The 23,811-nt window shown below is 52.0% G+C and carries 16 protein-coding genes; 13 read left to right on the forward strand and 3 right to left on the reverse strand.

Annotated features, from left to right (window positions below; all coding sequences use genetic code 11):
- Positions 1-72: 72 nt before the first annotated feature.
- The gene (locus tag CHB92_RS00990) at positions 73-1,422 is read right to left on the reverse strand and encodes a vanadium-dependent haloperoxidase (protein WP_179222918.1); all 1,350 of its coding nucleotides are present in this window, start codon (positions 1,420-1,422) and stop codon (positions 73-75) included.
- 204 nt (positions 1,423-1,626) lie between these two features.
- Positions 1,627-5,139 carry a VCBS repeat-containing protein gene (locus CHB92_RS00995; RefSeq protein ID WP_179222919.1) on the reverse strand — a complete coding sequence of 1,171 codons (3,513 nt, stop codon included), beginning with the start codon at positions 5,137-5,139 and terminating at the stop codon, positions 1,627-1,629.
- A gap of 620 nt (positions 5,140-5,759) precedes the next feature.
- On the opposite strand from CHB92_RS00995, the gene CHB92_RS01005 reads away from it, so the two are divergent.
- The 6 genes from CHB92_RS01005 to CHB92_RS01025 all read left to right on the forward strand — a co-directional run bounded on the left by CHB92_RS01005 (position 5,760) and on the right by CHB92_RS01025 (position 11,040).
- Complete coding sequence (locus CHB92_RS01005) at positions 5,760-6,017, forward strand: hypothetical protein (protein ID WP_089317293.1); 258 nt, start codon at positions 5,760-5,762, stop codon at positions 6,015-6,017.
- A gap of 13 nt (positions 6,018-6,030) precedes the next feature.
- Positions 6,031-6,183, forward strand: coding sequence for a hypothetical protein (locus CHB92_RS25680; protein WP_179222920.1), 153 nt, complete (start codon positions 6,031-6,033; stop codon positions 6,181-6,183).
- 30 nt (positions 6,184-6,213) lie between these two features.
- Positions 6,214-6,531 (forward strand): hypothetical protein, encoded by a 318-nt coding sequence (locus tag CHB92_RS01010; RefSeq protein ID WP_089317294.1) that lies wholly within the window; start codon positions 6,214-6,216, stop codon positions 6,529-6,531.
- Between the two features lie 182 nt (positions 6,532-6,713).
- Positions 6,714-7,550, forward strand: coding sequence for a fumarylacetoacetate hydrolase family protein (locus tag CHB92_RS01015; RefSeq protein ID WP_089317295.1), 837 nt, complete (start codon positions 6,714-6,716; stop codon positions 7,548-7,550).
- A gap of 40 nt (positions 7,551-7,590) precedes the next feature.
- Entirely contained in the window at positions 7,591-9,171 is a 1,581-nt protein-coding gene (locus tag CHB92_RS01020; protein ID WP_089317296.1) for an aldehyde dehydrogenase (NADP(+)), read from the forward strand.
- A 147-nt stretch (positions 9,172-9,318) separates the two neighbouring features.
- Complete coding sequence (locus CHB92_RS01025) at positions 9,319-11,040, forward strand: IlvD/Edd family dehydratase (RefSeq protein ID WP_089317297.1); 1,722 nt, start codon at positions 9,319-9,321, stop codon at positions 11,038-11,040.
- Between the two features lie 276 nt (positions 11,041-11,316).
- Here the strand turns inward: CHB92_RS01025 and CHB92_RS01030 are convergent, their stop codons facing one another.
- Complete coding sequence (locus CHB92_RS01030; RefSeq protein ID WP_089317298.1) at positions 11,317-11,907, reverse strand: RNA polymerase sigma factor; 591 nt, start codon at positions 11,905-11,907, stop codon at positions 11,317-11,319.
- Positions 11,908-12,095: 188 nt separating this feature from the next.
- On the opposite strand from CHB92_RS01030, the gene CHB92_RS01035 reads away from it, so the two are divergent.
- From CHB92_RS01035 to CHB92_RS01065, 7 genes are all read left to right on the forward strand, one after another.
- Positions 12,096-13,124 carry a FecR family protein gene (locus CHB92_RS01035; RefSeq protein ID WP_089317299.1) on the forward strand — a complete coding sequence of 343 codons (1,029 nt, stop codon included), beginning with the start codon at positions 12,096-12,098 and terminating at the stop codon, positions 13,122-13,124.
- A gap of 150 nt (positions 13,125-13,274) precedes the next feature.
- Complete coding sequence (locus tag CHB92_RS01040; RefSeq protein WP_245842234.1) at positions 13,275-16,733, forward strand: SusC/RagA family TonB-linked outer membrane protein; 3,459 nt, start codon at positions 13,275-13,277, stop codon at positions 16,731-16,733.
- 21 nt (positions 16,734-16,754) lie between these two features.
- A complete protein-coding gene (locus CHB92_RS01045; protein ID WP_089317300.1) occupies positions 16,755-18,329 on the forward strand; it encodes a SusD/RagB family nutrient-binding outer membrane lipoprotein in 1,575 nt (524 codons plus the stop codon).
- Between the two features lie 232 nt (positions 18,330-18,561).
- Entirely contained in the window at positions 18,562-19,512 is a 951-nt protein-coding gene (locus tag CHB92_RS01050; protein WP_089317301.1) for an RraA family protein, read from the forward strand.
- A gap of 36 nt (positions 19,513-19,548) precedes the next feature.
- Complete coding sequence (locus tag CHB92_RS01055) at positions 19,549-20,832, forward strand: mandelate racemase/muconate lactonizing enzyme family protein (RefSeq protein WP_089317485.1); 1,284 nt, start codon at positions 19,549-19,551, stop codon at positions 20,830-20,832.
- Positions 20,833-21,133: 301 nt separating this feature from the next.
- On the forward strand, positions 21,134-22,633 hold the full coding sequence (locus CHB92_RS01060) for a mandelate racemase/muconate lactonizing enzyme family protein (protein WP_089317302.1): 1,500 nt from the start codon (positions 21,134-21,136) through the stop codon (positions 22,631-22,633).
- A 165-nt stretch (positions 22,634-22,798) separates the two neighbouring features.
- Complete coding sequence (locus CHB92_RS01065; RefSeq protein WP_089317303.1) at positions 22,799-23,731, forward strand: RraA family protein; 933 nt, start codon at positions 22,799-22,801, stop codon at positions 23,729-23,731.
- Positions 23,732-23,811: the final 80 nt, after the last annotated feature.

Consider the following 23,811-nt stretch of genomic DNA (forward strand, 5'->3'; position numbering starts at 1 on the left):
AGTAAGCGGGTGCGTGAGACCAGTGCCAACTGCTTTTTTATGATAATGCTTTTAATTAAAAGGACAGGTAACTTACAACTGGGCTGTCTGGTCCATCCTGCGCGTTCTTAGCTTGGTGAGAATCAGATTGCCTACCGTTTTTCCTTGCTCAGCGCCCAGATCACAGGCGGGGCGGAAGTGAATGCCACCGTATATTCTGCTTTCTCCTACTTCTATGGCAGCCTCGTTAAAGGAGTTGAACGTACGGGTAGGCAGCCCTATGGCTAGCTGTGTAGAGTCTACAAAAGCATAGTTGTCTCCAAACTTATGCGTCAGAACAGTGGCCGCCGCCGCTGAGATAACGCTGTGGCCGCTCGGGTACTCCGGAAACGGAGGGGTTTGCAGGATTGGGTCCCAGTCCGCGTCTATGTAGCGCTCGATGTAAGTATCCGGACGAATGGAGTTATAGGCGTATTTCGCGTCCCAGCAGCTGATGAAGCCGTCAGCCAGCGCCGTGGCAACCATCACATACGTTTCGGCAGCCTCCATCATGTCCAGCTTGTTTTTTCGGATTGCAGAGCTGGTGATCGACATCCAGTGGCCCGGAGGCGTTAGTTTCTGCTTGAAGTACATCACATGCCCTGTTGTGTAGGAAACGTTCGGGTTATCGTCCCAGAAGCGGGCGATCAGGAGCTTTTCGTCGTCTATGTTTTTCACGATTTCATACACCTCCATGGCATCCTTGTAAAAGTCAGAGGTGGCGAGGGAGTCAAAAGCAGTAGGCGTTTTGGGCTTGCACTGCGCCGCAGAATCCATGGCAAAAGGCCTGATCTTGTTCCAGTGAGGCTCTACCGCCGGCATGTAATCCGGGGCAGTGGGCTGCCAGGCGCCGGGCTCGTTTGAAACCACATGGCGTGTAAGCGCGCGTGTTTCCACGTACCCGTCTTTCTTCGCCCAGGCCAGGATGTGCTCGCCTACCTGCCGCCCATAGTCGATCGAATTGTGCAGGACCTCTTCCCGGATACCGATCTCTTTGACCTGTGCCAGGTACGCTGCTTCGTACTCCTGCACCTTCAGCTCGTCCAGCACCAACTTTTGCCCAACAGTAGAGAAGGCGATGATGCTGGAAACAGGCAGGTACAGTTCTTTCCCCTCTTCAGGCTGTGGCACATTCACTAAGCCGTTCAGTTGGCTGGAGAGCGACTGGTAAGCGGGATAGGCAGGCGCCAGTGCCTCGTACGCCGCTATATTCGGATAGGAGTAAATACGGCTGGCCACGGGCGGCGAGAAGATATCCTTGATGATGATCTCACTTAAGTGCCTGTTCCATACCACCAGCTGTGACTGCGAAAACCTGTCTAAGCCTGCCACATCATGTTTTTCCTCACAGCTAAACACGAAGGGTACTACCAGCAAAAGGAGTAATAGCTTTACACGTTGCATAACCTTAGCGCTTCTCATAACCTGAATTAGTAAGAATGTATCGATATTATAACTGGGTTGAAGTCTTGTATAACTTGTATAAAAGGGCTCAGGCGCTGCCAAAGCCTGTTTACAGGTGTTGTAAGTAAGCAATTACTTTGCTTAGAAACAAGTTCCGGGTTCAGGCACAATTATTGAAATTTTCACGTCTTTTATAATGCCAGGCTAAGGATGAAGCGCCAGGCTTTCTTGCTGTAAGGCCACCTCCCTGCCTTTTCCCTTAAAGTCGTAGATGGTTATAGCTCGTGCTCCTGCCGGTACAGCTAGTGTTCTGGACGATTGTGACAGGTAAGTAGCCCCGTAGTAGAACTCCTGCCGTACCTCTCTGCCGTCCTGCAGGGTTATGCTGGCCCAGGCATCCGCAGGGCTTAGTTGTACGACTCTTTTCTGCTGCCCGTACCTGAACGCTTTAATCGTGCCCTGGTTGGAGGAGGACAACACCATGGTTTGGCCTGTTGGTAGGGCAAGCTCGGCAAGGGCCTTCGCATCTGAGTCCACAAAGAAGCCGCTGCGGGTAACGGGCACCGGGGCAAAACCTCCTTTGCCGTTTCCGTGCAGGTACAACCCAATGGAGGCATCATACCAACCTGTCTGTATTTCGGTGCCATAGTTGTTCCCGGTGAGCAGCAGGTCCAGGTTGCCGTCTCCGTTGTAGTCATTTACTGCCATGCCAAAGGCGGGTGCCACCTGCGCCTGTACCGGCAGGGGGTGCACCTTAAACGTGCCCTTACCCAGGTTCTGGATATAACTACTTTGCAAATGCGTGCTTTTGGCGGTAATGGCTCCTCTTAGCCATTCTTCCGGGAAAAGCTCCTCATAGCCAATCCTGGCATAAGAGTCAAAGGACTGATACTTTCTGCGCAGGGTTACCATCTGGTCTGTCATGGCATCGCGGGGATGCGCCGGGTAGTTTTTGCCCATCAGGTAATGCCCTAACACAGGGTCTATACTGCCGTTGCTGTCGAAGTCCTTGGCCGTGATGGAGACAGGCGCTTTCGCAGAAGCCTTGTAATCCGAGTTAAGGCCGAAGTTACCACCAATATAGTCAATGTCCCCGTCGTTGTCGAAGTCACCGGCCGCCAGGCTGTTCCACCAGCCAACAGCGTCCTGCAGTCCTGAATCCTGGGTCACATTTGCAAACTTGCCGTTTTTGTTCTTAAACAGGCTCACCGGCATCCATTCGCCAGCCACCATCAGGTCTACCTGCCCGTCGTTATCTGCATCGGTCCAAAGGGCTGCGGTAATTAAGCCGTATTGTGTTAACTCCGGGCATACCTGAGCCGTTACGTCTGTAAAATGGCCTCCATTGTTTTGCAGAATATAGCTTTTGGCAGGCAATGGATAGCGCTGGGGCACTACTCTGCCTCCCACAAACAGATCCAGGTCACCGTCCCTGTCATAGTCTGCGGCTATCACGCAGGAGCCGCTGGACCTCGTGTCTGGCAAGGCGGAGGTGCTTTTTTCAAAGGCTCCCTTGCCATCGTTCCGGTACAGGCGGTCCTGGTATTCGGCAGCCCCTTCCTGAAACTCACTACCACCGCTCACCACATACAGGTCCAGGTCGCCATCATTGTCCGCATCAAAGAACAGGGCGCCCATATCGTCGCTATGCTTATCGGTGTCTGTAAAAGGAGCTTCTTTGAATTTTCCTCCGGTTAGCTGCAGGTACAGTTTCCCGGCAGCGTCAGAGGAGCCGCCTACATAAAAGTCTTCCAGGCCGTCACCGTTCACGTCTCCTACCGCCAGGCCAGGCCCGCCCTGCGAGTACTTCTGCATGAGCAGGGGCTGTAGTTTAAAGTCTACAAAGTCGTACTCCTTGTGCTTATAGCCAATGCCTGTTACGGTGCTGTCCAGTGGCTGGAAAAGGGTTGCGATAGGAGCAGAAGCCGGTGCTGTGGCCGGGGCTACGGCATCTGCATGCTTCAGGGTTAGTACCTGGTCTGCTTTCACGTTTTGCAGGGTCTGCTGCCGGCCATCGGGCCACACAATTTCCAGGGTGTTTACCAAGGTGTCTTTCCCGAGGCCAAAGTGGGCAACGTTCTCTACGGTCGACTTGTAGCCCCGGTATACGGAGTGATCATGGTACAGCTGCCGCTCCCCATATCTCAAGGTGAGCTTTACACCCATGCCGGCTTTGTTTTTCTGGTCCCCCTCAAACTTCACGCGTAGGTAATGCCGGTCAGGAAGGGTATTCGCATTATTGCTGTAGATAAAGGCTTGCTGGTCTATGTTGTTCATGATCAGGTCCAGGTCGCCATCATTGTCCAGGTCGGCAAAGGCAGTACCGTTGGTGTAGGAGGGAGCATCCAGGCCCCATTCCACTGACTTATCAGCAAAAGAGAGGTTTCCTGTATTCTGGTACACATAGTTGTGTACTTTCACCCCGGGGAGCTCCTTGATTAGCTTGGCCATCGTTTGGGACTTGTGGGCTTCGTCCCCGAACTGGCTTTCCTGGCGCTTGTAGATGATAAAGTCGAGGTTGGTAACGTCCTTCCGGTAACCGTTGGTGATCAGCAGGTCACGTTGCCCGTCATTGTCGTAGTCCGCGAACAAGGGAGCCCAGCTCCAGTCTGTTCTGTGGATACCCGCTAGCTGGCCCACTTCGCTGAAGGTGCCATTGCCGTTGTTGAGTTGCAAGGTGTTGCGAATGTATTGTGGCTGGTAGCCTAACGAAAGGTTATGCTTGAAACGGTCGTAGTTGGCCGCCGCTATCATTGTTTTTTCCCGGAGGTTGTCAGGTGGCAGCATGTCTACCGTCACAATGTCCAGGAGACCATCGTTATTGAAGTCGGCAATGTCTGTACCCATGGCGTTCCAGCTCTGATGCTTCAGGTACTGCCTGGATTGATCTGAGAAAGTACCGTCTCCATTGTTGATGTACAGCAGGTCGTTTGTGATAAAGTCATTGGCGGCGTAAACATCGGGCCAGCCATCGTTGTTGATATCTGCGATGCCTATCCCCAGGCCATACCCTTCGATCAGGATGCCAGCTTCTCTGGAAACGTTCGTAAACGTGTTGTTGCCGTTGTTCCGGTAAAGCCTGTCTGTGCTCAGGCCCTGTCCGTCTACTTTCTTAGGCCGTGCATTATTGCGCGGGAAGCTCTCCAGGGCGTTCGTGAGCAGGTACATGTCAAGGTCCCCGTCCTTGTCATAGTCGAAAAAAGCAGCCTGTGTGCTGTACCCGGTATCCGCTACCCCATAGGCCTTAGCAGATTCCGTAAAGGTGCCGTCGCCGTTGTTGATAAACAGCATGTTTGGTTTGTCCGGCGTTTTGTTGGGGCCAGCCACGCAGGCATAGATATCGATATGGCCGTCGCTGTTTACATCGGCCATGGACACACCTGTTACCCAACGGTCAGTCATCACCCCGGCTTTTTCTGTAACGTCCTCAAACTTCATGTTTCCCTTGTTCAGGTAAAGTTTGCTGGACACCATGTTGCCCCCGAAGAAGATGTCCTGCAGGCCATCGTTGTTGATGTCCCCGATGGCAACGCCTGCTCCGTTATAGAGGTAGTCATACTCCACGGCGTTAAGGGTGTCGTTTTCAAGCAAGGTGTTGCTAAAGGTAATGCCTGTGTCTTCCGGAGAAAGCAAGTGAAAGAGCTGGTCCCCCTTATCCTGGTTACAGCTGCCAAGCAGGAGAGAGGTACCTATGAAATAGAAGAATAAACGCTTCATATGATGCATAGCAAGTAAGGCATAAGCAGTAGTATCTCTCACTCAAATAACCCGCATTCGCCTTTTTAGTGGAGAATAACCTGCTGGAAATAGAGATTCAACTACCAAGATAACTCTCAAATTAAAAAATTAATCACAGACAAAACTACATTTTGCAAAATAAGACGCCGTGCTAATTGCGTAATAGTTTGCTTTACAGCGGTATAAAGCATGTTTGATTACTTACTTAGCAGTTGTTGCTGAAATAAAGTTCATTTCAGCAGTCTTGTAAAGGTAATGCGAAATGAACTTTCCCTGCTCCATATTTTCCAAATCCTGTGCTAAAAAATCTTTGTTTAAACAAAGATATCGCCTGGATGAACATACTTTTTCTGTTTCTCTGCTGCATGCGTTGCTGCAGAGCTTCTATATTATATTAAAAAAGCTGGGGGAATTCGTTGAAACAAATAAATATTTTTTTAAGTTTATTGTAGCCTTGGCGTTGTTCCGAAGGCGTTTTGTGCAAATCGTGCGAGGTAAAAGCTAAGCCAGGCTTGCCACGGCGCCGACCGGCGGGCATAATAGGCCCTTCTCTTCTTAACTTAGGCGCACGGCTTAGTTTCAGGGATTTCCAGCAAGCGATGCTTGCGGGTAGGGGTGGCATGCCGGCCTTTCGGCACATAAAAAAGGATGCCTTAGAGAACCTGTACAGCTACTTGCAAGGCGAGGATGCGAAGGGGAAAGCAAAAGGACTGGCGGAGCACTTGGAGACCAGGAGCTGCGCCGGATGGAGGAAGAAGGAGGGCGCTTCGGTCGCCCTTACCCGGCAGAAGCTGTTGCACCTGCTGATCGCTATTATACGCAGGGCTGTGGGAGGGGAAGCTCCCTGCCGGCATTGAGGGACTGCCTACTATGTACGAGGTGAAAGGCCGCCATTACCTGATGGTAACGGCAACCACCCCACTGAAGTGGGCACTCGAAGAGGAGAGTAAGGAAGGAGTTGAAAAGCCACAGGGTGGCTATGTCGTTTTTGCCTTACCCCAGCTTGCCTCCCTTAAAAAGTAAACGTCTTTTAATAACAACAGGCTGGCCCTGGTGCTGCTGACCGAGAACCATTTCAGCATAGAGATGGAGCCCGACATACACCTCCTGATTAACCGGGAGGCAGGGCCGAAAAACCTTTACACCCTGCCCGACTTTGGTAATTATCCCGTAGAGACCATGTTCCAGTCTTTGGAGAAGATACTGTCACATGCTTATATGATCTCGGCAAAGGCGGCAGAGTTTAACAAGGACCTGGAGCGCATCTCTTATGATTTCGACATGTGCGTGCAGCTAGCGGAGCGGTTCGGGTTTACAGGAGTTTACTGTGGGAGCAGGAGGTGGACTATGAAAAAGTGGGAGACTGGCTAGTGGAGCATGTGAAAAAGAACATTTAAAAGCCAGAATGCCGGTAGGAGGGAGGTCGCCGTTTTTCTCCTGTCGTCTACGCGGCCTATAGAAGACAGCAGCCCCTGTGAGTGCCCGTTGCTCTCTGGCCGGAAGACCGGCTACCTGTCCTTATAAAAGCAAAGTTGAACCATAAATATGCTTAGATGAAACTGTACCGCACACAACAAGGCCTTGTGATCGAAAAAGAGGAATCACTGTATCCTGTAAAAGAACAGCCCTGGGATGAATTCGTAAACGACGACCAGCTGTATGGCAAAATGCTGGAGCTAACACAAAACCAAGCGCCTGACCCGGAAGCACGCGAGTGGCTGCGGCATCAGTTGCTTGCGCCTGTTCAGAGCCAGGAAATATGGGCAAGCGGGGTAACCTACTATCGCAGCAAAGTGGGGCGGCAGGAAGAGTCGAAAGGAAGTGGTGGCGGAGAGTTTTATGCCCTCGTGTATGAGGCAGAAAGACCGGAGCTCTTCTTTAAGGCTACGGCTTACAGAACGGTAGGGCCGGGAGGAAAGGTGAGCATTCGAAAAGACTCTACCTGGGATGTCCCGGAACCGGAGCTTACCCTGGTACTTACCTCCTCTGGGAAAATCGTGGGCTACACGATCGGTAACGACATGAGCTCACGCAGTATCGAGGGAGAAAACCCCCTGTATCTGCCACAGGCAAAGACCTATGACGGAAGTGCCGCAGTCGGTCCCTGTATTCTCGTGACGGAGAAACCTTTGCCAAAAGACACACTTATTCAGATGGAGATCAGGCGGGAGGAGGCCACCGTGTTTGAGGGATGCGTTGAGCTGGCACAGATGAAGCGCAAACCGGAAGAGCTCGCTTCTTTCCTTTACCGTGAATGCTCTTTCCCTAGCGGTAGCCTGCTCATGACGGGAACGGGCATCGTGCCTGAAAACGAGTTTACCTTGCAACAGGGCGATGAGATCAGAATTACAATTGAGCCTATTGGCACCCTTGTGAACTACGTGAAGTAGTCGGATAAACACCATGTCAAGCAATCAAGCACCTTATACTATGGAATTAACAGGACGAAATATCATTGGCCACGCCGTGGTGGGAGAGGGCAAAGAGACCTTTTTTGCTGTAAACCCAAGCAGCGGAACGGAAATTGAGCCGGGCTTCCGCGAAGCTAGCCTGGAGGAGATTGATGAGGCTATACAAGAAGCAGCCAAGGCCTTTCAGGAGTACCGGAACAAAACTGGGCAAGAAAAGGCCGAATTGCTCGAAGCGATTGCTGAGGAGATCATGGCCCTTGGGGAGGGGCTGATCACACGATGCATGGAGGAAACAGGCCTGCCCGAGGCACGCCTGGTCGGGGAGCGTGGCAGAACAGTAAATCAGTTAAAGCTTTTTGCCCAGTTGTTACGCGAAGGCTCCTGGGTGGACGCACGGATAGATACCGCTGACCCTGAGCGCAAGCCACTCCCGAAGCCTGACATAAGAAGCATGCTCCGGCCTTTGGGCCCAGTGGGCGTGTTTGGGGCAAGCAATTTCCCGTTGGCTTTCTCAGTAGCGGGAGGCGACACTGCCTCTGCCCTGGCAGCTGGTTGCACGGTAGTCGTGAAGGCGCACCAGGCACACCCGGGTACATCAGAAATGGTTGGCCGGGCAATACAGCGGGCCATGCAGCAGTGCCATATGCCAGAGGGTACGTTTTCGATGGTGCAGGGAGCCTCTACGGAAGTGGGGCAGGCCATCGTACGGCATCCCCAGATAAAAGCGATCGGGTTTACGGGGTCCTTCCGGGGAGGCAAGGCCTTGTTTGATGAGGCCAACAAGAGAGTGGAACCCATACCGGTATATGCTGAGATGGGGAGCACGAACCCTGTCTTCATCCTTCCCCGTGCTTTGCAGGAAAGAAAAGATAACATGGCCCGTGACCTGGCTGCATCAGTAACCCTTGGTGTAGGGCAATTCTGTACGAATCCAGGCCTGATCTTCTTACAGGACGCTGCGGAGGAGAAGGAGTTCCGGCAGCTGTTGGCCCAACACATCGGCGACATGAGCGGAGGGGTGATGCTCACTTCCGGTATCCGGGGCAATTACGAGCGGGGCATTGAGCAGCTAAGTAAAATAAAAGGGGTGGAGGTCTTGGCAAAAGGAAAGGCGGACACTTCTGCCTGCCACGGCACCGCCTATTTATTGCACACCTCCGTTCAACGGTTTTTAGAGGAGGAGGCGCTGGAAGAGGAGGTGTTCGGCCCTTCTTCTCTCACAGTTACAGCTAAGGATAAAGAGGAGCTTTTGCAGGCAGCCGAGCGGCTGCGGGGGCACCTGACGGTTACAGTGCATGGCACAGAGGAGGACCTTTTAGAGCACCGGGACCTGATCGATGTACTGGAGCAGAAGGCTGGACGATTGATTCTGAACGGATACCCGACAGGTGTGGAGGTTGGCTATGCCATGGTACACGGAGGGCCATTTCCGGCTACGACCGACAGCAGAACGACATCGGTGGGGGCTGCAGCCATCACCCGTTTTGCCCGGCCGGTATGCTATCAGGCCTTTCCGATGGCCTTACTGCCGGACGAACTAAAAGACGAGAACCCGCTCCAGATCTGGCGGCTTGTTAATGGCGCGTTAAAAAAAGGCTGATTTGCCGACAAATAGCATCGCTGCCAGGCCCTGTTTTATGAAACAGCTTTTACTGGGCTATCAGCTGAGAATGATTGGGCGGTTGTGCAATGGCCTGAAGTTTTATAAAAGACCTGATTTTTAAATTTAATTGTATGGAGCTTTTTTATGGCATCAGATAAAAAGTTAAGAAGTTACGATTGGTTCGGCAAGTCCGATAAGATGGGCTTCGTGCACCGGTCCTGGTTGCGTAACCAGGGCTATCCGGATGACTATTTTCAGGGTAGGCCGGTTATTGGCATCTGCAACACCTGGTCGGAGCTTACGCCGTGCAACGGGCACCTCCGTGACTTTGCGGAGGTTGTGAAAAGAGGGGTGGTAGAGGCCGGTGGCTTTCCGCTGGAGTTTCCGGTTACTTCCTTAGGAGAGACCATCATGCGGCCCACCACCATGCTTTTCCGTAACCTGGCGGCCATGGATACAGAAGAGTCTATCCGGGCTAACCCGCTGGATGGGGTAGTGCTGCTTACCGGATGTGACAAAACGACGCCTTCTACCTTGATGGGGGCCTGCAGCGTTGATTTGCCTACCATTGTAGTGCCGGGAGGCCCTATGCTGAATGGCCGGTTCAAAGGAGAATGCGTGGGCTCAGGGTCATTTAACTGGCTGCACAAGGAGAAGCAAAAGGTGGCGAACTATTCTGATGCCGAAATCCATGAAATGGAAATTGGGGCGGCTCGCAGCCAGGGGCATTGTATGACCATGGGGACGGCCTCTACGATGGCCTGTATGGTAGAGGCACTGGGCCTGACCCTGCCTGGAGCTGCGGCCATACCTGCCGTTGACTCGCGCAAAAAGGTCATGGCCCAGATGTCAGGCAGAAGAATCGTGGAGATGGTGCGGGAGGACCTAAGGCTCTCAAAGGTCCTTACCCGGAAAGCTTTCGAGAATGCCATTGTGGTGAACGCGGCGGTTGGCGGGTCTACTAACTTTATCATTCACCTCTTGGCCATTGCCGGGCGGCTTGGGGTAGAGCTAGACCTGGAGGACTTTGACGCCATAGGAAGCAAAGTTCCCTTGTTGGTCAACCTAAAACCTTCGGGTAAGTACCTGATGGAGGATTTTTACTATGCCGGGGGCTTGCCGGTGGTACTGAAAGAAATACAGCAGTACCTGCACAACGAGGTGATCACAGTCAACGGCCGCCCGATAGGAGAAAACAATGCAGACATCTGTTGTTATAACTGCGATGTGATTAGCTCGGTAGAGGAGCCTTTTCAGCGGGAAGCGGGCATTGCTGTACTCAAAGGCAACCTGTGCGAACAGGGGGCTGTGATCAAGCCCTCAGCGGCAACACCCGAATTGATGAAGCATCGGGGGCGTGCTGTGGTTTTTGAGACAATAGAAGACTACCACCAGCGCATCGACGATCCGGACCTGGACATAGATGAGACCTGCGTGATCGTGCTGAAAGGAGTGGGGCCCAAAGGCTACCCGGGCATGCCCGAAGTGGGGAACGTAGACCTTCCGGAGAAGCTCCTGCGGAAAGGAGTACGGGATATGGTGCGTATTTCGGATGGCAGGATGAGCGGCACAGCGGCTGGAACTGTCGTATTGCACGTGTCGCCGGAGTCGGCTGTTGGTGGCAACTTAGCCCTGGTGCAGGACGGAGACATGATTGAACTTGATGTAGAGCGCAGAAGGCTGCACCTGGATGTAAGCGAGCAAGAGCTGCAAAAGCGCCGGGCTGCCTGGGTAGCTCCCGCGCCCAGGGCCACAAGAGGCTACGTTAAAATATACATCGACCACGTACAGCAGGCGCATTTGGGGGCAGACCTCGATATCTTACAAGGCAGTTCGGGGGCAGAGGTAACGCGAGACCTGCATTAGGTTACTGTGTAAGAAGGGGCAGCGGTAGCAGCGGAAAAGTACTGGCTGCCCTTCCTGTTCTTTCTTATAAGATGCATTTGCTTGAGCTGGTGTCCCAATAAAACTAGGCTTACTTGGTATAAGGTAACTATAGAAGTTTAACCTGTGTTAAGACATTAAAAGAAAGGCTTACTTCTGGCTTTTTATGATAGCTGCATGATAGCTGCCTGTCTGGCTAACCTCTTTGTCGGAATTAAAGGGAAGGGGAATGTTTATGCCTGAACTGCCAAAAGTACATTAAGAAAGAGAGCTGAAAAGCAGAATAGCATAGGCGATTTCGTAAGTCTTAAGCTTTTCCTTTATTGCCTTCAGTGCCTTGTTCAGGTGGTTCTCAATGTTGCTGTTGCTTGTGTTTAGCAGCTGCGCTATCTCGCTGTTGCTTTTGCCCTCTACGCGGCTCATCACAAACACTTGTCGTCTAACCGGGGGCAGGGCGTCAGAAGCCTCTTCCAATAGCCTGGCCAGGTCCTCGTATGCCACTTTCTCTTCTGTAAAGCAACCCGCATTCACACCTGCCGCAGTCATGTACTGGGCGAATGCAAACTCATAGGCCTTGTGCCGTGCTTTGTTGTACACTATGTTCTTGGCAATGCGGAACAGGTATCCGTCGAAGTTCTGCTCTGGGTTAAGCTGGTGCCGGTGGTCCCATACCTTCAGAAATACCTCCTGCACGATTTCCTCTGCTTCCTCTCGCTGCCTGACCAGGCGCAGGGCAAACGTAAAGAGCTTGGGCTCGAATGCCTGGTAAAGATTTTCAAATGCGGACATGTCATCTGCCTTTAAGGCCGCTATGCTGCTGGCCAAGGACACGGGGGGGGGTGGCTTCATAATGTCTGGTCGCTTTGTGAGAAATATACCAATGAGGGCACAGCTTTATACGAGCTATACTAAAAGTAGGAATTAAATAAAGTAAAAAATAAAATACGATAATTGCAAAAGTGAGTACTTAATTATTTTTTTTTAAAGTGAGGTGGTGGAGCGCGTCGTTCAGGTGTAATCTATACAAACACTACAATATGAACAGAGACTTACTTGACAGGTTTTACAGGGGCGAGTGCTCGCAGGAGGAGGTAAGAGCCGTGTTGAAGTGGTTTCAGGCGAACAACCTGGCACCACAGCAAGAGCAGGAGCTTTACGCCATGTGGCATGAAGCTGGTCAGGTAAGTGCGGGAGAGCAGCCACTACATGACGCCGGAAGTGCCTACAGTAAAATCCTATCGCGCATAAAAGACGCAAAACAGGAGGAGGAAAGCTGTGTTACCTACTCGTTTCCCCGGCAACAGCCGCAGTTCTGGCTTAAAGTTGCCGCTGCTATCGTACTGCCACTGTGCCTTGCCTGGGCTTTTGTGCACTACACCACTTCCCGAAGCACGCCTGTAGCTACCTATGTCTCCGTAACGGCTGAGCCTGGCGTTAAGAAAACAATACACTTACCCGATGGCTCCAGGGTGAAGCTGAACTCAGGGAGCGAGGTAACTTTCCGGAAAGACTTTGCCCTGCATGGGAAGCGTGATATCCAGCTTCGTGGCGAGGCCTTCTTCGAAGTAGCCAAAGATAGCCTCCGTCCTTTTATTGTGCACACAGGGGCCATATCCACAGAAGCCCTGGGCACTTCTTTCAACATTAACTATGACATCTGTAACGGCGCAACCAGGGTGGCACTGGCTACGGGGGGCGTGAGGGTAGACAAGCAGGGCCATAATCAGCGTCAGGAGCTCTCCCGCCTGGTGCCCGGGCAGCAGTTGGCCTACGATAAAGCATCGCGTAAATACAGCGTCTCAGGATACAACGCGACAGAAGTGCTGGGCTGGCAGGAAGGCGTGTTGTACTTTAAAAAGGACAGCATGGACCAAGTCGTCAAAAAGCTTGAAAAATGGTACGGTGTGGATATAGAGGTAGAGGCAAAGCACCTGCAGGATAACGCATGGAACTACACCGGCGCGTACGATAACGAGAGCTTGGAGCGAGTGCTGGAGGGCATCGGCTTTGTGAAGGACTTCACCTACGAGCGAACCAAGGACAAAGTAAAAATAGTGTTTAACTAAGCCTTAAAACATATGATAAAGGAGACGGGATGAAAAACAGCCAGTCCAAGAATAAGACTGGCTGTGATGCCTCCATAAGAAGTCTGTTGGCGCATAATTCTGAGGAGGCAGTTGTTTAACGAATACATTCAAATTAAACATCTCAAATTTATGGAAAAAAGTCTTTACTACCAATTAGGGAGTGTAGCAAGAAAGGTTCTGCCAGTAGTTGTTCTGCTTCTGACGACTGTCTTCCCCGTATCTGCAGCAGTAGATTCGGCGCCTCTGCTGCCGGACATGCGGAAAGAAAAAGTTACGTTGTCGCTCACTGAGGCTTCGTTGGAGGAGTTTATAAAGAGCGTGGAAGCGCAAACGGCCTTTCGGTTTACATTTGATGAGAAGGAACTGGCAGGTAAAAGGTTGATTTCTATAAATGCCAGAAACGAGCCCCTCAGTACGGTCCTGGAGCGGATCACAGCTAAAACAGGGCTGGAGTTTAAGCTGATCAATAACAACATTCACGTCCGCCTTCCCAAAAACCACAAGTCCCAGTCTGGCAAGTTGCCAGCCGCCAGTGCATACGCGCAGCAGGAGCCGCTAACAGGGCGCGTGACGGACAGCAAAGGGGTAGGGCTGCCCGGCGTGAGTATTGCGGTTAAAGGCACCAGCAAAGGAACCGTAACAGATGCTGACGGTACTTTCTCTCTGGCCGCTTCGCCTAAAGATGTGCTTGTGTTCTCTTATATCGGTTTTGCAACAAAGGAGGTGACCGTCGGGAACCAAAATAAACTGGAGGTGGCCCTGAGCGAAGACGCCAAGGCCCTGGAGGAAGTCGTTGTAACAGCACTGGGAATCAAAAGAGAAGCAAAGAAGCTCGGCTATGCCACTGCTACAGTAGACCCCGAGGCGCTTTTAAGCAGCCGCTCAACAAACGTGGGTAATAACCTGGTTGGTAAAGTCTCCGGTGTAAACGTACAGACGCCTCCCACCGGTCCGGGTGGTTCAGCTAAAATCAGGATTCGCGGGCAGTCCTCGTTCGGTGGTAACAACTCCCCCCTGATTGTGGTAAACGGTGTGCCGATTAACAACGAACCACAAGGACGCGGTAACGGTGCCGACGAGGGCTTTGCCGGAGAAGCAAAGTCTGACACAGGGGATGGCTTGCAGAGTATAAACCCCGAGGATATTGAATCCATGACCGTGTTGAAAGGAGCGGCTGCCGCTGCGCTGTACGGCTTTCGGGCAAAAGATGGTGCCATTATTATCACCACTAAGTCCGGCAAAGGACAGACAGGTATCGGGGTCACCCTTTCCTCTACTGTTCAGGCCGATCAGGCTTTAGATTTCACAGACTTCCAGTATGAGTATGGCCAGGGCGAAAACGGCGTGCGCCCACAAAGTGAGAGCGACGCACGCTCTTCTGGCGTTTGGAGTTTTGGGGAGCGTTTTGACGGACAGCCTACCTGGCAGGTCGACGGGAAGCAGCATCCTTACTCGCCTTTCAGGGATCGCACCGGTGCTTTTTACCGCACAGGTTTGATGGTGCAGAATACAGTGGCGCTGGCCGGCGGGAACGAGAACGGAAACTTCCGGGTCTCTTTTTCCAATACTGACTCAGAGGGCATTATTCCAAAGTCTGGCTTTACCAGAAGGTCTTTAAACCTGGGTTTAAACTATAACTTAACTAAGAAGCTCTCTACGCTCGTTAACGTTAACTACACGAACGAATACAACAAAAACCCACCCGTTGTTTCGCAGCAGGACTTTAACGTGAACTCCACCCTCTATACGCTGGCAAACAGTATAGACCCAAGGTGGATGAAGGACGCTTATAAAAACGCTGAGACGGGCAATGAGATCAACCCGGCGCGATTCACGAACCGTACCAACATGTATTGGTCTATAAACGAGCGTTTCGAAAACCGTAAACGGGACCGCCTCTTTGGCAACATGGCGTTGCGGTATGAGTTTACTCCTTGGCTTTACGCACAGGGCCGCATCGGGCAGGACTACTTTACCGTGAACCACGAAGTGAACCGTCCAACAGGCACCGCTTTCTTACCGCCTCCTCCGTCAGGTTTTAACGGCAACTATTACCAGGACACAGAAACATTCAGGGAATTGAACATGGACTTCCTCGTAGGGGCAAACCATGCTTTTGGTGATTTTAGCATCGACGCCACCTTTGGTGGTAACTCCATGGACCAGACTGCCCAAACCCTGAGCACGTCGGTGACTAACTTCTATGTGCGGGACCTGTACACGATTAATAACGGACAGATAAAGGCGCCAGACTATTCTTATTACAAGAAGAGAGTAAATTCCTTGTATGGAACAGTAGACTTTGGCTTCCGCGAGTATCTTTTCCTGACGCTGACAGGCCGTAACGACTGGTTCTCTACCCTGAACCCAGAGTCAAACAGTTACCTATATCCATCGGTAAGCACCAGTTTCGTCTTTAGCCAGGCGTTTGCATCCTCGTTGCCTACCTGGATTAACTTTGGCAAACTCCGTGCTGCTTATGCAGAAGTAGGCGGCGACACAGACCCTTATACCAACCAGCTTTTCTATGGGCTAAATAACAACACTTTAAATAGTGTTCCGCTCGGCAGCATTGCCGGTACGGTGAGCCCCAACCCGAATCTAAGACCTCTGAAAGTAAAAGAAGCTGAAGTAGGCTTAGAGCTAAGGCTGTTTGATAGCCGCGTAAACCTCGACCTGGCGGCGTACCGCAAGAACACAGAAGACGAGATCCTGAACGTGGACATTTCCAACGCCTCCGGTTACGGGCAGACAAAAGTGAACGTGGGTAGGCTTCGAAACCAGGGGGTGGAAATGCTGTTGGGCATAATGCCAGTGAGGAACAGCAGCATTACCTGGGAAACTGCCTTTAACCTGACCTACAACAAGAGCGAAGTACTGGAACTGGCAAATAACCAGCAGCGAATCGACGTAGGTACAGGTGAATACATCGGTATCGTATCGCATGAGGTGGGTATGCCGCTGGGCTCCCTGCGGGGGGTTGACTTCAGGCGCGATGAGCAGGGACGAATTGTTACTTCCCAGGGCAGAATGCTGGGAGGAGAGATCGTGACGTACGGTAGCGCGGTGCCTACCCACACTGGCGGCTGGCTGAACACCTTTAATTTCAAAGGCTTCCGCCTGTTTGCTCAGGTCGATTTCAAAGCCGGCCATAAGCTGATCTCGAACTCTAACTTTAACTGGTACCGTCATGGCCTGCACAAGGCTACGCTGGAAGGCCGCGAGGGCGGGGTGATTTTCCCGAGCGTAACACCGGAAGGGGAGCCAAACACAACGGCTGTAATTCCCGGAACATTCTACAACGGCGTGCGCAGCTTCAGTATCGCTACCCCATTTGTGTATAACGCCAGTTTTGTTCGGTGGCGCACTGTGTCTCTTGGCTATGACCTGTCCAAGCTCCTGGGCGATAGCTTCATTAAAGGGCTTAACGTCAACGCCTACGTCAACAACGTGTTGATGATCAAAAAGTACGTCGACAACCTTGATCCGGAGTCTCAATATTCTGCTTCTGATAATCTGGCGGGGCTTGAAGCACACTCGCTTCCCACAACCCGCAGCTACGGCGTGAATATTAACATCAAATTATAACATCACATTAAAGGCCACATCATGATAAAGAACATATATAAATCGACGGTTCTGGTTGCACTGCTGTTTAGCGCATGGGGGTGTGATGATAATTTCGAGGAAATAAACACTAACCCAATTCAACCCACTACCCTCAACCCGGAGTACCTGTTCTCAGACGCCCAGCGGACCTCTGCAGTGAATACGCTGACGTATCAGGCGCCCATTGTACAGCAGGTGCAGATACCTTACTCCGGAAACCCCGCGGGGGGTAACCTGAACGTGGTGAATGAAACGAACACCGCGCCTATTTTTAACACCCTGTACACGGAGTCGATCCGGAACCTAACGGATGTTATCAACAAGACGCAGGACAATCCGGAGCGGAGTAACCTCTACAACATGGCCAGGATCTGGCGGGCGTACTGCTTTCAGGTACTGGTAGACACGTACGGCGACGTGCCTTACTCTGAGGCAGGAAAAGGTTTTCTGGAGAGCAGTTATTTGCCTGCCTACGAGGAGTCATCGGCTATTTACGAGGATATTCTGAAGGAGTACCAGCAAGCTACCGATGCGCTGGACCCAAGCAAGGACGTGGTGTTGGGCGACCTGTTCTATCAGGGCAACATCGACAAGTGGAAAAAGCTGGGCAATTCCCTTTTGCTACGTGCCGGCATGCGGTATACCGAGACGAACGAGGGGAAAGCCCAGTCAATAGTGGCAATAGCTGTAGACCCGGCGAGAGGCGGGGTGATGACTTCCACAGAGGACGACGCCTTTGTTCCCTTCAGTTCCATTTTCACGCACCCCATGTCGTCCCAGCTACTGGCCACAGAGCGGCATAACTATTATGTAGGGGCTCCTTTTGTTGAGTTCTTGCAAACGAAAGAAGATCCGCGGCTACGGTACATCGCCGTAAAGTATGAAAACCCGGTGAATCCCTTGGAAACGGCAGGGGCCGAAAACACAAACCCAGCCGAGCAGCAGGGGATGCCTTACGGTTTTGATGAAACGAACATCGCTACAGCACCTGGCTTCCCTGGTAAGATCGGCTCGGCCTTCGCTTACTCACAGCTAAACCGAAGAACAGTACTGCGGCTCGACAGACCGGAGTTTCTGGTTACTTATGCCCAAACGTCCCTACTCTTGGCTGAGGCTGCACACAGAGGCTACCTGCCGGGTGGTGAAGCAGCGGCCCAGGACTATTACGAGACGGGTGTGAAGGCGCACATGAAGCAGATGGAAGCTTATAGCGGAGAGACTGAAAGCTCCACTATAAACATCTCTTCTGAGCAAGTAAGCGCTTATCTGGCGCAGCCTGGCGTTGCCTATGATCCTGCCCATGCTTTGGAGCAGATAAACGAACAGTACTGGGTAGCTTCTTTTCTTCAGTTCCAGGAAGGGTGGTCTAACTTCCGCAGATCAGGTTTTCCAGGGCTAAAGCCAATTAACTACACCGGACAGGACCCTTCTGTAAACGCTACCGGAGGTGGTTTTATCCGCAGGTTAACTTACCCCCTCAGAGAGCGGTCAGTAAACACGGCCAACGTGGAGGCGGCCATTGCGCGCATGGGTGGTAATACCCTTGGCACCCGGATTTTCTGGGATGCCCAGTAAGAGCATGGCGCAGCTTAAGCCTTACAGGTGCTGATTTAAATATTTTGAGAAGGGCTTTGTTAAACGGAGGGTAGAGCAGTCAGAAACTGTTTTACTCTCTGTTTAAGGCCCTGTTTAGCCGCAAGTGCCGTGTTGCCTTTGAAACACCCCATAGCCACAGTTGTGGTTGTATCCCTGGTAAAAGTTATAGTATCTGTTGAAAGTATTGATAAATCTAAAACTGGACTATTGTATGATAAAGCTTTACTTGTGCGCTCTCTTCGTATTGCTATGGAGCACTTCTACTGTATCGGTGGCGCAACAGATTTCCCGGAACGAGCTCATCTTTCTGACCCCGGAGTGGAAAGGGGAGCGGTTTGCGGATGGCCGCCCGAAAGTGCCTGACGCTATCATCCAGCGAATGAAGCTGGTGACGCACGAAGAGGCCTGGGCGGTGATGAAAGGCGAAAACTATAAGTACCAGTATGCCGAGGGTTGGTTGGTGGTGAACCCTGACAGCGTGCTCGTAGGGCGGGCGCTCACGGCCACCTTTATGCCTGGTCGGCCCGACATCCATCGCGTGATAGACAAAAAAGGCCATGAGAAAGACGGCCGGATCAAATCACAGAATTCCTGGCCCATCGACATGCTGGTGAAGGGGGACGTGTACGTGGTAGACCAGTTCGGGGCACATGAAGACGGCCCAACCATTGGGGATAACCTGGCCAACTCTATCTATGCGAAGTCTGGGAACGGTATTGTTTATGAAGGCGCAGTCCGGGACATAGCCGGGTTAAAAGAGCTTGGCTCCTTCACCTCCTTTGTGAGAAGCTACCATCCGTCGCATCACCTGAATAATCCGGACGGAGAGCTTAACACGACCCTGGTCGGCATTAACACCCCCACCCGCATCGGCAAGGTGATGGTAATGCCCGGTGACATCGTGCTAGGGCGCGATGGCGGGGTCACCTTTATACCTCCCCATTTGGCCGAGAAGGTAGTCAAAACATCCGAAGTCGTCAGACTCAGGGACATGTTCGGCCACCAGCGCCTGCGTGAGCAGAAATACACGGCTGGCCAGATCGATACCCGTTGGTCGCCTGAGATAGAGAAAGACTTCTCTGCCTGGCTGAACGACCATATTAACGAGCTACCGGTTCCGAAAGAGCAAATCCAGGAACTGTTAAAAACCCGCACCTGGTAAGGGGCATTGTATCACTAAAAGATGAATAAAAGAAACATGGCAACGAAACAATCCAGACGTTCATTTCTGGCTAAAAGCAGCATGGCTGGCCTGGCTAGCTTTACGCTGATGTCCTCGTTCGGGCAAGGGTTAGAAACAGCAATTGATAAGGCGCCTCTGGCGTCAAGCCCCTCAGACCTGAAGATAACAGATATCAGATCGGCCTATATCCGAAACGGGCATAGTCTTTTTGTAAAGATACACACAAACCAGGGAATCTGGGGCTGTGGCGAAGCCGTGGATGCCACTCCCGGTACCTACCACCTGGTAAAGATGTTTGGGGAGCGCATTAAGGGCAAGAACCCGCTGAACGTGCACCGCATCTTTGAGGACGTACGGAAGGCAGGCTTTTTTGAAGGAGCACAGGGCGGCATGTACGTCGCGGTGCTGTCAGCGGTTGAAACCGCCTTATGGGACCTGGCTGGAAAATCCCTGGGGGTGCCCGTGTACCAGTTATTGGGCGGTAAGTTCAGGGACAAAATCAGGGTGTATTGCGACACCGCGGCTTACCGGGAGCGAAACCCAACACCAGAGATGTTTGGTGCCGCCGCCAAAGATGTGGTAAACAGAGGGTATACGGCCGTGAAGCTGGATATCGACGAGGCAAGCGATCCTAATAAATATGACCACTATAACTGGACCGCTAGTCCAGCAGAACTGGAGCGGATGTATAATCAGATTGCCGCAGTGCGAGAGGCGGTAGGGCCTCATATAGACATCTGCGTAGACATGCACGGGCGCTACGACGCAACTACCGGGCACCGGGTAGCTAAAATGATGGAGCCGCTTAACCTGATGTTTTTAGAGGAACCTGTTCCTGCAGAGAACGCAGACGCGCTCAAGCTCATTACCGATTCCACCAGTACCCCAATTTGCGTGGGCGAGAACCTCTACCTGGCACACGGCTTCCGCCGGTTGCTGGAGATTGGCGCCGCGGATATGATCATGCCGGACATACAAAAGGCTGGTGGGCTAGGGGAGGCGCAAAGAATAGCCAACCTGGCGAACCTGTACTATGTGCCGTTTTCCCCGCACATGGTGGGCTCTTATTTAGCCGCCATGGCGTCCTGCCATGTTTGTGCCTCGGTGCCAAACTTTGCTATCCTGGAGTGGCAGCTGTATTTCCACACAGACCCTATGTTTAAAGAAATTGTAACATTCGACGGTCCTATGACAGTGGACGGGCACATCATGCTCTCCAACAAGCCTGGTATCGGTGTGGAAATAAACGAGGAGGGGATGAAAAAGTACGCTACGAAAGGCTATCCCTTCTTTGCCTAGCTACCTTTCAAAAAAAGCCACCCAAGATCTAATGATATGTTGAAAGTAGATAGTGGATAGCCTCAGACTGAGGTTTCGTAACAGGGGGTGTAAGTTATCTGCGCGCAGATGTAGTGGTGCTATTTGTAGTAACGATAGCACTGCAGGTGTAAAGCCAGGAGCTGACGGCAGGCATCTCACCTGATGGAAAACGGACATCTGCTGTTTGATCTGCAGGCAGGGATGTATAGGTAGGCTGTGTTCTGCTTATTGTTCAAATTGAATCATGTAAAATAATAAGTACTAAAAGCTTTAGATCCTTATGAAAAGCATCATCAACCAAATTACAGAGAAGTTTAAAGCAGAGGAAAAAGCAGAGGCAGCTGCTATGCAGGCAGAAATGCAGAACCCCTCTACGGGTGAGGACCGGCGCAACTTTCTTAAGAAGGCAGCCCTGGGCGGGCTTGCTCTGGGCGGGCTTATGTCTGCCCCTATAGAAGATGTTATGGCCCACACCACCTCCAGGGTTAACCGTAACTCAAAGCCTTCTGAGCTTAAAATTACGGATATGCGGGTAGCTGTACTAAACGTGACAGGTCGCCAGCCCGTGATCCGGATTGATACTAACCAGGGCATTTACGGCTTAGGTGACGTCCGCGATGGAGGTGACGAGCGCTATGCGCTTATGCTCAAGAGCCGCCTCTTGGGCGAAAACCCCTGTAACGTGGAAATGCTTTGGAAGAAGATCCGGCAGTTTGGCTATCACGGCCGGCAGGGAGGTGGAGTGTGTGCTGTAGAAATGGCCCTTTGGGACCTGGCAGGTAAGGCTTACGGAGTACCTGCCTGGCAGCTGCTCGGTGGCAGGTACCGCGATAAAATACGGTTATATGCCGATACGCCGGGAGCTAGGAATCCTGAAGAATTTGCCAAGACCATGGACAAAAGGGTGAAGGACCAAGGGTTTACCTGGCTAAAAATGGACCTGGGCATACATGTGGTTGCTGAGCAACCAGGTGCAATAGTTAACAGCAAGTTCTGGTCGGGTGAGGATGGAAAGATGAAGGGGCAATATGACACAAGAGACTACATGAGTTATGGCAGCACCCTGCATCCTTTTACGCAGGTGCAGATTACCGAAAAAGGGCTGGAAGGTCTGGCTGAGTATGTGGAGCAGGTGCGTAATGCGGTAGGTTATGAAATACCGCTATCATCTGATCACTTCGGACACTTTGATGTAAATAACTCTATTCGCTTTGCCAGAAAAATGGAGCCTTACCGATTGGCTTGGGTAGAAGATATGGTGCCATGGTTCAACACAGAGCAATGGAAGGTTGTGACGCAGGCTATTGAAACGCCTACCATCACAGGGGAGGACATTTTCTCACTGAAAGGGTTCAAGCCACTTATTGATGCACAGGCAGTAGATCTGATCCACCCTGATTTGGGAACCTCCGGTGGTCTTTTGGAGACAAAAAGAATTGGAGATTATGCCGAAGAGAATGGAATAGCCATGGCGATGCACCAGGCTGGTTCTCCAATCACGTTCATGGCTAACGTGCATTGTGCCGCCGCTACCCAGAACTTCCTGTCCTTAGAACACCATTCCGTAGATGATCCGTGGTGGGAAAAACTGGTGAAGCCAACAGGCAAGCAACCGCTGATAACCAAAGGTTTTGCAAACGTTCCACTGGATGCTCCGGGCTTGGGTATTGAACTGAATGATGAGGTGATGAAGCAGCACCTACACCCAACTGCGAAGGGCTATTTTGAGCCTACCCCTGAGTGGAATGAGAAGCGTTCGCACGACAGGCTCTGGAGCTAAGCTTACAGGGGAAGCGTCGTAGCGTGCAAGCATGCGACGGAGCTTTCTTTTCTCCTGATTGATGGTAAATCATGATTTCTTACAGGTGTGGAGGGAGCCTTATGTAAGCTTCGCTCCGCTCCAGGCCTGCTACTACTTCTTATTCGGAAATAAAACGGTAATATCATGAGGAAGAATGCCCTGTTACTTATTGCCTTCATCTTTTGCGGGCTTGCTGCCCATGCCCAGCGTGTGGGGGCCTCGCCTGATTATGTTAAAACGCTGACTTCGCAATGGCAAGGAGAGCGGTTCGCGGACGGCAGGCCCAAAGTACCTGACATCGTGCTGGAGCGACTGCAAAATGCGACGCTGGAGCAGATTTGGGGATACCTGGGGAACAGAGGGTACCGCAACCAGGTGGCCAAAGACTGGGTGATCCTGAATCCGGGGCAAACCATGGTGGGCCGGGTGGTAACGGCGCAGTTCATGCCTTCCAGGCCGGACCTTGACAGCCTGGTAAGGGCCCAGGGCAAAGCGGAAGGCCGTTCCCAGAAGGGCGGGATAAACATTTGGCCGATTGACGTCCTGACCCAGGGCGACATTTATGTGGCAGACGGGTACGGCAAGGTGAAAGACGGAACCCTGATCGGCTCGAGCCTGGGCAACGCCATTTACGGTAAAACAGGCAAAGGTGTGATTTTCTACGGCTCAGTAAGAGACATGCAGGAGCTGAAAGACACCGAGGGCTTCAATGCCTGGGTGAAAGGGCATGACCCTTCCTACATAAAAGACATGACACCCACCTCCATTAACGCTCCCATCCGCATTGGTGAGGTGACCGTGTTTCCCGGTGACGTCGTTTTTGCGAATGAGTACGGCGTGGTCTTTATTCCGGCTCACCTGGTGGAGGGGCTTGTGTCTGCCTCTGAAATGACGGCCCTGCGTGATGAGTTTGAGCGGCTGCTCTTGCAGCAGGGGAAATACCCCTCCGGAGAGATTCACGGCACCTGGTCCGACAAGATCAAGAATGAGTTCAGGGCATGGGTTGGCAAGTATCCCAAGAAACTGGCCATAACCTCTAAAGACGTGGAAGCTTACCTGGCAAAACAAGATCATTAATTCCGCCTTTAGCTTGTCGGGCAGGTGCCTGCACCTGCTGCTTCAGGCGTTTAGATAGCGCTAATCCCTTTAAAACCACA

This window comes from Pontibacter ummariensis, from assembly GCF_900188175.1.
GTDB classification, from domain to species: domain Bacteria; phylum Bacteroidota; class Bacteroidia; order Cytophagales; family Hymenobacteraceae; genus Pontibacter; species Pontibacter ummariensis.

What these genes read in the sequence shown, in the direction of transcription:
- CHB92_RS00990 (WP_179222918.1), bottom strand. Translation starts at nt 1,422, where the DNA reads ATGCAACGTGTAAAGCTATTACTCCTTTTGCTGGTAGTACCCTTCGTG.
- CHB92_RS00995 (WP_179222919.1), bottom strand. Translation starts at nt 5,139, where the DNA reads ATGAAGCGTTTATTCTTCTATTTCATAGGTACCTCTCTCCTGCTTGGC.
- CHB92_RS01005 (WP_089317293.1), top strand. Translation starts at nt 5,760, where the DNA reads ATGCTTGCGGGTAGGGGTGGCATGCCGGCCTTTCGGCACATAAAAAAG.
- CHB92_RS25680 (WP_179222920.1), top strand. Translation starts at nt 6,031, where the DNA reads ATGTACGAGGTGAAAGGCCGCCATTACCTGATGGTAACGGCAACCACC.
- CHB92_RS01015 (WP_089317295.1), top strand. Translation starts at nt 6,714, where the DNA reads ATGAAACTGTACCGCACACAACAAGGCCTTGTGATCGAAAAAGAGGAA.
- CHB92_RS01020 (WP_089317296.1), top strand. Translation starts at nt 7,591, where the DNA reads ATGGAATTAACAGGACGAAATATCATTGGCCACGCCGTGGTGGGAGAG.
- CHB92_RS01025 (WP_089317297.1), top strand. Translation starts at nt 9,319, where the DNA reads ATGGCATCAGATAAAAAGTTAAGAAGTTACGATTGGTTCGGCAAGTCC.
- CHB92_RS01030 (WP_089317298.1), bottom strand. Translation starts at nt 11,907, where the DNA reads ATGAAGCCACCCCCCCCCGTGTCCTTGGCCAGCAGCATAGCGGCCTTA.
- CHB92_RS01035 (WP_089317299.1), top strand. Translation starts at nt 12,096, where the DNA reads ATGAACAGAGACTTACTTGACAGGTTTTACAGGGGCGAGTGCTCGCAG.
- CHB92_RS01040 (WP_245842234.1), top strand. Translation starts at nt 13,275, where the DNA reads ATGGAAAAAAGTCTTTACTACCAATTAGGGAGTGTAGCAAGAAAGGTT.
- CHB92_RS01045 (WP_089317300.1), top strand. Translation starts at nt 16,755, where the DNA reads ATGATAAAGAACATATATAAATCGACGGTTCTGGTTGCACTGCTGTTT.
- CHB92_RS01050 (WP_089317301.1), top strand. Translation starts at nt 18,562, where the DNA reads ATGATAAAGCTTTACTTGTGCGCTCTCTTCGTATTGCTATGGAGCACT.
- CHB92_RS01055 (WP_089317485.1), top strand. Translation starts at nt 19,549, where the DNA reads ATGGCAACGAAACAATCCAGACGTTCATTTCTGGCTAAAAGCAGCATG.
- CHB92_RS01060 (WP_089317302.1), top strand. Translation starts at nt 21,134, where the DNA reads ATGAAAAGCATCATCAACCAAATTACAGAGAAGTTTAAAGCAGAGGAA.
- CHB92_RS01065 (WP_089317303.1), top strand. Translation starts at nt 22,799, where the DNA reads ATGAGGAAGAATGCCCTGTTACTTATTGCCTTCATCTTTTGCGGGCTT.